General features: G+C 66.1%; 11 protein-coding genes. 2 read left to right on the plus strand and 9 right to left on the minus strand.

Features of this window, described 5'->3' with window-relative positions; all coding sequences use genetic code 11:
* The 8 genes from AB0G13_RS31765 to AB0G13_RS31800 form a co-directional block, all read right to left on the minus strand.
* Positions 1-576, minus strand: a 576-nt coding sequence (locus tag AB0G13_RS31765) for a hypothetical protein (protein WP_357882425.1), incomplete at its 3' end; no start/stop codon positions are given.
* Complete coding sequence (locus tag AB0G13_RS31770) at positions 573-1,235, minus strand: SUMF1/EgtB/PvdO family nonheme iron enzyme (protein WP_357882428.1); 663 nt, start codon at positions 1,233-1,235, stop codon at positions 573-575. The genes AB0G13_RS31770 and AB0G13_RS31765, both read right to left, overlap by 4 nt.
* Complete coding sequence (locus tag AB0G13_RS31775; protein ID WP_357882432.1) at positions 1,201-2,094, minus strand: sulfotransferase; 894 nt, start codon at positions 2,092-2,094, stop codon at positions 1,201-1,203. The genes AB0G13_RS31770 and AB0G13_RS31775 overlap by 35 nt, the downstream gene beginning before the upstream one ends.
* Positions 2,091-3,275 (minus strand): hypothetical protein, encoded by a 1,185-nt coding sequence (locus AB0G13_RS31780; protein ID WP_357882436.1) that lies wholly within the window; start codon positions 3,273-3,275, stop codon positions 2,091-2,093. The genes AB0G13_RS31775 and AB0G13_RS31780 overlap by 4 nt, the downstream gene beginning before the upstream one ends.
* The gene (locus AB0G13_RS31785; protein WP_357882439.1) at positions 3,272-4,573 is read right to left on the minus strand and encodes a metallopeptidase TldD-related protein; all 1,302 of its coding nucleotides are present in this window, start codon (positions 4,571-4,573) and stop codon (positions 3,272-3,274) included. Before AB0G13_RS31785 ends, AB0G13_RS31780 begins: the two co-directional genes overlap by 4 nt.
* On the minus strand, positions 4,570-5,778 hold the full coding sequence (locus AB0G13_RS31790; RefSeq protein WP_357882442.1) for an MFS transporter: 1,209 nt from the start codon (positions 5,776-5,778) through the stop codon (positions 4,570-4,572). Before AB0G13_RS31790 ends, AB0G13_RS31785 begins: the two co-directional genes overlap by 4 nt.
* Positions 5,779-5,822: 44 nt before the next feature.
* Positions 5,823-6,878: a hypothetical protein gene (locus AB0G13_RS31795; protein WP_357882445.1), complete on the minus strand. Its 1,056-nt coding sequence runs from the start codon at positions 6,876-6,878 to the stop codon at positions 5,823-5,825.
* A 73-nt stretch (positions 6,879-6,951) separates the two neighbouring features.
* Positions 6,952-7,098, minus strand: coding sequence for a hypothetical protein (locus AB0G13_RS31800; protein ID WP_357882448.1), 147 nt, complete (start codon positions 7,096-7,098; stop codon positions 6,952-6,954).
* Positions 7,099-8,590: 1,492 nt separating this feature from the next.
* On the opposite strand from AB0G13_RS31800, the gene AB0G13_RS31805 reads away from it, so the two are divergent.
* Both AB0G13_RS31805 and AB0G13_RS31810 read left to right on the plus strand, forming a co-directional pair.
* Positions 8,591-8,779 (plus strand): hypothetical protein, encoded by a 189-nt coding sequence (locus AB0G13_RS31805; protein ID WP_357882451.1) that lies wholly within the window; start codon positions 8,591-8,593, stop codon positions 8,777-8,779.
* 482 nt (positions 8,780-9,261) lie between these two features.
* Complete coding sequence (locus AB0G13_RS31810) at positions 9,262-10,125, plus strand: winged helix-turn-helix domain-containing protein (protein WP_357882454.1); 864 nt, start codon at positions 9,262-9,264, stop codon at positions 10,123-10,125.
* Between the two features lie 19 nt (positions 10,126-10,144).
* On the opposite strand, the gene AB0G13_RS31815 is transcribed toward AB0G13_RS31810, so the two are convergent.
* Positions 10,145-10,426 (minus strand): hypothetical protein, encoded by a 282-nt coding sequence (locus tag AB0G13_RS31815; RefSeq protein WP_357882457.1) that lies wholly within the window; start codon positions 10,424-10,426, stop codon positions 10,145-10,147.
* Between the last annotated feature and the right edge of the window lie 195 nt (positions 10,427-10,621).

Raw genomic sequence — 10,621 nt, forward strand, 5'->3', positions numbered from 1 at the left:
GTGCAGCGGCGTGGCTGAAGCCGGCCGGGAGCCAAAGGCGCGAGCGAAATCCGCAGGCCAGAACAAGTCCTTGCCGACGCTCGGCCGCGCCGGCAGATCCGCCAGCTCCGGCGCCATCGCTCGCCCGACATGCCCGACCGCTACCGCGAACGGCAGCCCGAGAACCGAGCCGTCATGCGGCGACACCACCGACTTGTCGTTGGTGACGAAATCCCACTCTGGAGAACATCGGAGCAGAGCCGACACGAACGAGGTCTTGCCCGCTCCCTTCGGCCCGGTCAGGACGATTCCGGTGCCGTCATAGGTGACGACGGCACCGTGCAGCGGGGCATGATCACGAAGCACCACGTTCAAGAGCGCACTGCGTACCTGCTGGAACGCCTTGATGATGACCGCTTCTCCGTGTTCCGAGCGTGTGGTGTTCTCGAACTCCAGGGAAGCGACGAGGGTGGCCCCGTCCGCCGTCGCCGTCCGTCGGACATAGGGCGCCAGGAGACCTGCGGCTGCGGCGAGGAAGCCGTCGTCACCGGTGACGGACACGACGCGGTCCGCGAAGCGGAACATGGTACGGCTCATCGTGGCTCACCGGCATCGAAGAGGAACCTGAGCCCGATGGACACAGTGCCGATCCGCCGCCACTTCCATCGTGGCATGTGCCACTGTGCTCCGATGGGTTTGTTCCAACCCCCGCCGACCACTGGCGCCTCGTCCGATGATTCGTTTCGCAGATCGCACCATTCGCCGACGTTGCCCAGCAGGTCGTAGAAGCCCAGTAGACTGGGCCGGAACTCCCTGGTCGGCGACGTGCGTCCGATGTGCTCGTCAAAGTTAGCCAGTTCCGGTGACGGCGCCGCGTTTCCCCAGGGGAACGGGCTCATGTGAGCCTGGATCACCTGGTGCCACTCATCGACGGTAGGAAGTCGCGCCCCTACCTGCTCGGCCATCGCCTGGGCACCGAACCAGCTGACACCGGTCACCGGGTGGTTCTCTCGGCCGGCGACCGGTCGATAGCCGGCCGCGTCGTACGTGATGGTGTTGTCTAGGTTGATGACGTTCACATTCGTATACGAGTCGTTCGGATCGTCACGGATCGGCATCGTGTTCAGAATCGATGCCGCCTGCACGGCCGTGATCGGGCTCCGTAGCAACCGCCGGCCCTCGCCGATGGGAATGGCGTCGTCCAGGAGCATGGCGCGGATCTCAGCGCACGGCCGCGAAAAGATACCCAAGGTCATGCAGTTCCTCCTCACATGCGGCTGTTACGAATGCCTGGTCCGCCGGGCTCAGGCGACGGCGCCATCCGTCGAGAACCTCGTCCCGGTGGCGGTAGGTGGAGTACATTCCGCCCCGAGTCTCCCGCTCGCTCTCCCTGCGCAGGACGAGCTGTTCCCGCTGCACTTCGAGGCCGAGGAAGGACATGACGAGGGCGAGAGATGTCTCGTCGTCCTGCACGATGTCCTCGAGGCGGACGGTGACGACCGGAAGCGCCTCCACGCTCGCCCGGAACTCGTATTGCCGCACTTTCCAACTGGTCACGCATCGCATCAGGGGCGTTTCCAGAAGCGGTTCGACCGGCGAGTCCGGATGACGGGCGAAGTAGGCCGTCAACCGGTCCGCGTATCCCCACTGACGATCCACGTCATGCTTCAGCAGCGAAGCGACCACGGCCCGCGGGTCGCGAACCACATGCACGATGCGCAACGGTGGGACGGCCGACAGGAGCCAGGGGATCTTCTCGAAGAGCAGGGTTTCCTTGAACCCCCGCACCTGTCCCGACGGCACGGCCTCCAGGTAGCTGACGAGGTCCCGGAAGAACCGCTGCGATAGGGGATACTCGCGCAACGACTCATGCAGATGGACGGGGTGGTAGGAGTCGGCGCCCCACCTTTCGAGATCGGTCCGGGGGAATCCCCGGGTGTGCATCGACAAAGGCTCGTCGATGAAACTGACACGCGAGTGGGCTTGCAGCACGTCGGTCAGGAAGTTGGTCCCCGAACGGTGGTGACCGATCAACATGAAGGACACGCCGCCGTCCGCACGGCTCCGCCCAGAGGCAAGGCTGTCCGAAATCCCGCCAGTCTGAAAATCGCTCACTGGTCAACCCATTCCATGTCGGCCCAGAAACGGCGCACCGTCAGGTCGTTCATCCGGCTGAAGCCGCCGTCGGAGAAGACGCGGAGAAGACGCCCGATCACCTCGTCGCCCCGCAGCGCCATCGTGATCGGCCCCCACCGGCCGACCGGCCGACCCGCGTCCAGCACGAGGCCCCGGGCCCGGAGGAAGAAGCCGGATCCCTCCAGTAGGTGGCTGGCACCGTGCTCGGCGAGCTGGGTCACGACGAGTCCCGAATAGCCCGCCACGACGCTGCCGTCATCGATCTGGTCGCCCTCGAGGGTGACGGCGCCGGGCCTGGAGACCGGCACGGGGGCGAACCGCTGCGTCGTGCGGTGACCGAGTACACCCGACTGTGGTGTCTCCCCCGGCTTGGGCCACACCTGCCGACCCGGACCGCTCAGCACGGCGACAGAGGTGTCGACGCCGTCAAGATCGAAGCAGTGTCCGAACGGCACTCCCAGATCGGCCTCGCACGTCCGCAGGACGAACCTCGCGTCGCCGCCCGGGGGTTCGGCGGCGCCGCGGCGTACGTAGGCGGAGGTCAGTGAGCTGAGGAGCACCGTCATGGCATCCGGGGTGAGGCGGGCCCGCCGGAAGCCTCTACCGTTCATCACAGGCAGCTCGGGACCGGCGACGAGCATCCGGGCCGCATCGAGTACCCGGTCCAGGCGGATAGCAGCGTGCCAGAAGATCTCGATGGGTGTTCCGTTTGCCGCAGCGGGTTCCGCGCGCAGCGAAGACCAGGTGTGGGCGCACACCCGCTCGGCAGCACCCGGAGCCCGGTACCACCGGTTGCTCTCGTACCGGGAAACCGTGACCTGCCGTATCTCTACCCCATGCCGCTCAGCCGAGGCCAAGAATGCCGATACGTCGATAGGCGCCGGCTCGCCGGCGTCGGGGCATTCTCGCGTCCGCGAAAGCGCCGCGGCGTCGGCCATCACGGCGGATCGGACGCCCAGCGCGCGCAGTAGGTGGTCACGGGCGAGATCACTGAGCGCTGTCCCAGGGCCCACCACCACATGGCCGTCGCCACCACCATCGGGCGCCGACGCGATGAGCGGCTCGTGAACAGTTCGTACCGTCGTGCGGCCCGGACGTCCCATCGCGGTGACCGTCTGCCGGATTCGCTGTGAGGAGCTGAAAGCGGCCAGGGCGGTCATGCCGTCACCGCCGAGGTCCAGGAGATGTCGACGAACCGCATCGATGGTGAACTGATCCCGACGCCCACCCATTGGCCCTGCTTGCCGCACGAGATGCTCTCGTAGGCCGGGTCGTCGCCGATCGCCTCCAGCCGGTGTAGGACATCGAGTGCGTCCCCATCGAGGCGCACGTCTCCGAGATAAGTTCGATCGCCGTCGGCGGACCACAGCTCACACCCGGACGCGGTGAAGTCGAAGTGCCCGGTGTACGGGTTGACCTGTCCACTGGAGAATGACCGGACAACCAGCAGGTCTCCCGAGTCCGTTGAATACAAGGACTCAGCCGGATCGTCGCCGCTGGACACCACGGTGTTGGTGGCTCGAGGTTGAGTCGGGAAGCGGTAGTTCGCCCGGCGCCCGTTACCGCCCGAGGCCCCACAGCGCACGCTGGCAAGAGTGCTGACAAACTGCCCGGCTTCCACCATGGACCGCCCACCGCATGGGACACCGTCGTCGTCAGCGGTCATGCTGCCGTATCCGTGGGCCGCGCCGGGCTCGTCACGGATGGTGAGGCTCGGCGTCGACAGGGCAGCGTCGCGTAGCCTCCGGGCGTACGGCGACCCGTTGTAGGCGTTGTCGTGCTCACAGGCATGTCCGACCAGCTCGTGGAGCAGGGCGGCGCCCGCCGTGGGACGGAGGACCACCGCGGTCCGCCGGGAACCGGGCTCACCCGAGGCTGCCGGCGCCCGGCTCAACATTCGTACGGTATCCCGGGCGAACGAGGTCAGGTCGTCCTCGGTCGGCGTCGTCGATCGTACGAACCGGGACGAGACCTGCCGCGCCAGATCTGCAGCATGGGCGGTGACGGTGGTGCGGCATCGAACCCGATCCGAGGCGTCGCAACGACCCTCCGTGTCCGCGACCACGTGCATGGTGCTGTACACGTCGACGACGACGTGCACCTCGACAAGGCCGTGCTCGCCGGGCAGTGATATGGGAAGGTCCGCCGCAGCCGAGGCGGCGCGCATGGCGAGGAGATCCGTGAAGTCCTCGGTCCCCGCGCCGGCGGATTCCAACAGGCCTCCGGCACGCGCCCGGGCGTGGTCCGCAGCGGCGTACCTGGCCCGGCCGTCCACGACCCGGAGCCGCCCGGCGCCCGCGTCCAGGCGTACGGCGGCCTGTCGTGGGCCGCCCGCGTAGCATGCCTGAACGTGGCTGGTCCACTGTTGGAAGAGTTGCTCGTACTGAGCCTCCCGTCGTGCTTCGACCTCCACGCGCGTCAAAGCGGCCACTTCTACCAGTGCGGTGCTGGATGTCATGCCCCGGCACCCGACACCTCGGGCCGGCGCATCACCCGACGGTGGCGGGCCAGCAACGGCAGCGGCACCAGGAGCACCACGGCCAGCAGCGTCAGGTATCCCGCGACACCGCCCGCAGTCAGCACTGCGGCGCCGATAGCCGGACCGATGGCCGTGCCGATGCTGTAGGCCATTGAAACGGCTGCGGCGTACGTGCCTAGGCTTCCCTCGGGCGCGCTCTTCGCAGCCAAAGGTTGCATGGACGGCGACACGAGCGTCTCAGCAAGCCCGAAGATCACTGCGTAGAGAATCACCACTGCCACACCGATAGGTCCGGCGAAAACGGACCCGAGGTACAGCAGGGGCAGGCTCACGATCCAGACGATCACCGCTCGTTGCAGCGCGCCGATCTCCCCGATGCGTTCGACGTACTTCTCCGTCAACGTCTGCAGGGCGAACACCGCGAGGCCGTTCGCCGCCAGGAAGACGGAGACTATGCGGGTCGAATATCCTCCGTAGTCGTGCAACACCAGCGGCATGATGGCTTCGAGTTGCACGACGCCGAAGCCGATGATGCACATCTGCGTGAGCGGCAGCGCGACGAATCGCGCATCGAGGTAGGGCCGCCACGGCGCCAACGGACGGACGCGTACGTCGCTCCCGAGCTCCGCCGGTGGCGTCCGTTTCAACTGCGCGGCGAGAGCCACGCCGAGGAGCACGAACGACAACGCGTTCGCCGCGAAGCACAAGCGATATCCGCGCTCTCCCCAACTCGCGACCACCACCCCGGAGGCGGCCGCCGCGACGGCGACGGCGACATTGGCGATCATAAAGTTGCGGGAAAAGAACCGGCCTAGTGCAGACTGGCCGAAAATGAGCTTCACCGTCGGCATCAGCACCGCGTAGTAGGATCCGTTACCGATCCCGGCAAGCACTGCGGCGACGGACGCTTGCCCCAGATTCCCGGACAGCGAAAGCACGATGGCACCCGCCGCTTGGAACAGCAATGCCCCGAAAATGACCGGTACAGGGCTACGCCGGTCCGCGATCCTGCCCGCGAACGGGTTGGCCAGGAAGGCGGATCCCGCGGTCAGGGCGAAGTAGAGGCCCACAGCGCCCGAACCTGCCTGCAGAATGCCGGTCAGGTAGAGCGCGGTCAGGGGAAGAACGAGACCGGTCCCCGCACTCGAGACACCGATCCCCGCCAGCAGCAGAGCCTGCGGCAAGGACGCCTTACTACCGTCCCGCCCGTCCATTTCGATAGCCGCGGTCATGCAGAACGCACCAGGCCGCTCTGAACCAGCCGCTCCACCGCGGTCCGCACCTGTGAGGCGGTCAAGGACACCCCGGGCAGCGCGGCAGCGCAGGACAGGACGTTCTCCACGACGGTCTCCAGGTCAGGCCCCGTGCACCACAGCCAGACCAGCGCCACCCGAGCCGTTAGCTTGACCTGGCGGCCGCTCTCGTGGTGCAGGAGTACGGAGTCACCGATGCTCATCGGGACGAACTCGGTCGCGCGCCGAGGACCGGACCCGTCGAAAACGGTCGGCAGCTCCGGCAGCGGGGTATCCGCCAGCCGATTGAGCGCGGCGGCGCCGAGAAGCGTCTGCCCGTAGCTGAGCATCCGGTTTGCTCCCTCGTCACCCTCGGCCACCCAGTGCCCACGGGAGTAGTACGAGAAGGCGGATAGGTCGAGGAGCGGAGCTGAGCGACGCAGCTGCTTGTAGACCCACTTGTGACCGATGTAAATGTCACCGAGCGAGGCCACGTACGCCTTAGCCGAGGCGACTGTCATTGCGGATCCCGAATACGAAGCGGTGTCGTAATCGTGCTCGATGACCGCACCGTGGAAATCCTCGAGCGAGGAGTTGTAGCCCAGCGCCCAACGCACGACGATGAGGTCATCGATGTGCTGACGGACGTCCTTGGTCTTTGCGCGCAACTTCTCCAGCGCAGGCGAATTGATGACGTCGACCGACGACAGGAATCGCGCATACCAGTCGAGGTCATCGAAGTGCGGCCAAAGTTCAACAAGGCGCTGCCGGGTCAGATCCATACCCGCCAGAGCGTCGAGCACCCGCCTAGCCTGCGCTAGGGTCAGCCACTCCACATCGACCCGTCCACCGTCGCGCGCGAATTGAACCGGTCCATCCGGCATGCTATCCGAAGCGCTCAGGATGAAGAGGTCCACATCGCTCTTCGCATTTCCCAACCCCGCGGTCAAAGAGCCGGCGACGTAGGCTGAGTCCACGGGAGTCTGTCGAGCCAAATCGGCTGCCACCTGCCCTGCCGCAGCTATACGCTTGCCGATTTCTTCCTGATCCACGGCACCTTCTCCTCGGCCATGTGCAACGGGAGGTGTGCGGCGGGAGCCCGCCCGCCGCACACACCCTGTTTCCTTAGATGTTCGCGATGTTCGCGATGTTCGCGATGTTCGCGATGTTCGCGATGTTCGCGACGTTCGCCGAGTCGCCGGCGTCGCCGCCCTCGATCTCGATCTCATCGATCTCGATCTCGGTCTCTTCAACTGCTTCGATTGCGGTCATTCAGAATCACCTCCTTCGCTTTTGAGTCCACGCGAAAGCGTTGCAACGCCGAAAGCACATTGCGCGCAACTCTGCCCGCGTGTGTAAGTGTCGGGGCGACGAGCATCGATCGCCCGCAACATGCAGACGAGCAGCGAAACTTGCGTCTCGAGCCGCCGAACGTCGCCTCCCGAAGTAACGGCGAAACCCGCGCGTCATTGCGAGGCAGCATCAATTGATTGCATCAACATACGCATGATTCACCCATCTCAATAGCGTCACACGGGTTATCAAGGTCACAAATAAATTCGCGGCCTTCGGGTAGTTGCCCGGCTTTCCGAAACGGCGCCCAGATGTGCTGTCCGACCCGCGCCGACCGCGCGGCAGATACCGACGCACCTGACGGCGGGCAGCGGACATCGCGGCCCGAACGCTCCTTTGACCTGCCCGCTACACTTGGGCGGACCCGACAGAATGGACAACCGCCGGGCTACCCGGCGCCTCCGCCGACCACGGAGGCTCCCACGGGCGCGGGCGACGGCACCATACTCCGGCGATCAGAAAGAGGCGCTCCGCGAGAAAGCCCTACCGCGCAGAAGGCGGTTGACCGGCGTCCGGCGCCCAACCCTTCCGGCGAGCACCATTCGCGCATCCCGCGCTTGAGGTAAATCGTGTGTCTGAAAATAAAGCGCTTCTCGAAGCTTGCTCATCAGCACCCCCGTGCTCACGACTTCAGAACTTGTCGCCGTACCCAGTGACCCTAAGCGGCAGCCAGGCTTTCAGCAACAACGCATCTTAACGTCATACATGTAACTCTCTGAGCATCTCAACTACGTGGCGCAACACCCGGCGAGCGACCCCCGAAGCGGCTCCGGCCGTCGCCCGGCAAGCCCGCACCGGATCTGGGCTCCCGGCATCCTCCGAGGTGGAGTGCGGACCCGCACGCCGCCGGAAGAACGAGGCCGAACGGCTCACCCAACGAACCAGCAGTGACACGCCCGGTCACAATGAGTGCGGCCACCCAGGACGCCTCGCTGACCCTGAGTGACCGACGAGGGCACCAAAAAGTCACTGTGACGCAGCTCTCAAGAAGCTTGCGTCGTCGCCTGCCACTCACTCCCCTGAACCGGCCCGACGACGCGGACCGGTGTGGCGCTGACCATCTGATCGCCCGGCACGGCGACCTCGGCGTCCACGTCGCACCGCTCGGGACCGGCACGCTCGCCGAGGTGCCGGCCGGGCCTGCACCCGAACCGGGGGCCGACGGCACCTCCTGCACCCGCGCACCTCAGTGGAGAAGCCCTGATGACGCTGATCGCCGACCGTCCCGGGTCGCCGCCGGCGCCACACCGCCACCTGGTCGCCATCGAGCCCTCGGCGGCGGCAACGGCCGACGATCTCTTCCACAGACTGAACAACCAGCGCCCGCACGTCGTCCACTTCTCCGGCCAAAGCTCATCGACCGGCCTGTTACTCGACGGCACTGACATCCACGACCCGGACGGGGGTCGACGTGGATTTCACCGTTCCTGCCCGGCTGCTCAAGGGGACTCACACTCCGCTGACGGTGCTCAACCGCCGGGAATCGCTCGAAGGGCCCGAGACACTTCTCGGAGCCGTCCCTGCCGTCGTGGCCATGGCCGACGAGACCAGCGACATGGCCGCCAAGGCGTTCCCCGTCAAGTTTGACCGCAATCGCTAGCGCCCAGTCGCTGACCCTCGAGCTCACCCCCGGCGAGTCGTACTCCGGTGCTTCCTGACGGCTTGCCAAGCGTTCCTGTTGTGCTACCGTCGTTGACGCCGGTCGATCTATCTAGCCCAACAAAGGTCCGATCGTTGCGCCCGAATCTCCCGACAGTCCGCTCTGTACACTCGATGTGTGCCACATGACGCTGATTCTCTCGGTAGGGATGACGGCAAGGGTTGCACCGATTCCATGCGTCGGCCAGAGTCATTCGGCGTTCGCTGCATGGACGGTCGAAGGCGAACGCTAAGTCATCGTCGTAAATGTTGTCCTGCGGGGGGACTCATATGCATGAAAAAGCTGACGAGGCTGTCTACACGGGACTGAGGATCACCACTAGCCGACTGTGGGAAACCCTTTCTAGCCTCTCGATTCTCGGCCGCTATGGGGGCCGGGCGCCCTGGCCATACACGCAGTGGTCGACTGAGGCCCATGCGGCCGTGAGCAGGGTTCCCGAACTCGCACCTGTGCGCTGGTGGCAGGCACAACGGACGAATCCGTGGCCGGCCCATTTCTGTCCGGCCGCCCCGCCGGCCCGGGCCGGGCTGCCGAAGGAATTGAACACCGTGCGTTCCGGCAGTTTGCCAGGCCTGACGGACTGGCTGGCCAGAATTATGCCGCGGGGGACCGTGCCCGAACGGATGGCCCATCCCGCGGAGGATCCGGCTGAGATGCTCAGCTGGCTTGCCGACGGGTTCGCGGCGTACTGGGAGGCCGTGCTGGCGCCCTATTGGAGCCGGATGCAGCTGCTGCTCGACGACGAGGTTCTCTACCGAGCGCAGACCTTGGCCACTGAAGGCCCCACAGCACTGCTGACGAGCGTGTACGTTCCCGGCAGGATCAGGACGCTCCGCCGACACGCGGCAGTGCCGCATATGGACGGCGGCGTGATCTACGTGATGCCGCTGGTTTTTCGCACCGATGGTCCACTGCGCATCACCGACGAGGCGGGCAATGTGGTGGTCATCTACCAGGCTCGGGGCGTGGCAAGCCTGATGGAGAGGGCAGGCGCCGCGCGTGGAACGTCGGGAGGCGTGTGCAGTCCAGGGGCGCGACTCGGAATCCTGGTGGGGCAGGGCCGTTCCCTGATCCTGCGGGCGCTCGCTGCGCCCGGCACAACCGCGGGCCTGGCGAAGCAGCTGCGGCTGGCGCCGAGCACTGTCTCGGAGCACCTGACCGCCTTGACCAATGCCGGGGTGGTCCATCGGCGCCGGGCTGGCCGACACGTCCTGTACGAGCTCAGCCCCGCCGGGGCGGCGCTTGTCGGAATGCTGGACGAGTCGATGGACCCGCTGACCGTCTGAGCCTGGATCCACGGATGGTTCATGGTGTGACAGGTCGGCACGCGATGATTGACCAGTGTTGATTGTTGGGGAGGGGCAAGTGGGGTTCGCCGGTCTGCCCGGCCTGCTCCTTGATGCTGGTCGTTGTGGTCGGGTCGGTGGTGGTCAGCCGGCGGGGGCGGGTAGTGCACGGATGCGGCCCAGGGCGGCAAGAAGTGCGTCTGCCCAGGGCCAGGCTCGGGAAGGTGCAGGTGGAGTCGGCGGCGGTGTGGGTGAGTCGTCCGCCGACGATGTAGATCTCGTGGCGGATCGTCTTCGTCATGGCGCGGAGCAGGTGGTGCCGCCGCTGCAGTCCTCTGGTCGACCTCGGGAGGCGCACGGTTCAGGAGAGGTGTCGAGCCAGGTCCCGTGCAGCCTCCTCGCCATATCCCTGGCGCATGCGGTCGAGAAGCACGGTCGGGTCGACCTGGTACTCCTGGGCGCCGATTCTCTCCAAGGCAAGGCCGGCGACCAGCGA

The sequence above is a fragment of the Micromonospora sp. NPDC023633 genome, assembly GCF_040640035.1.
Classification (GTDB): domain Bacteria; phylum Actinomycetota; class Actinomycetes; order Mycobacteriales; family Micromonosporaceae; genus Micromonospora.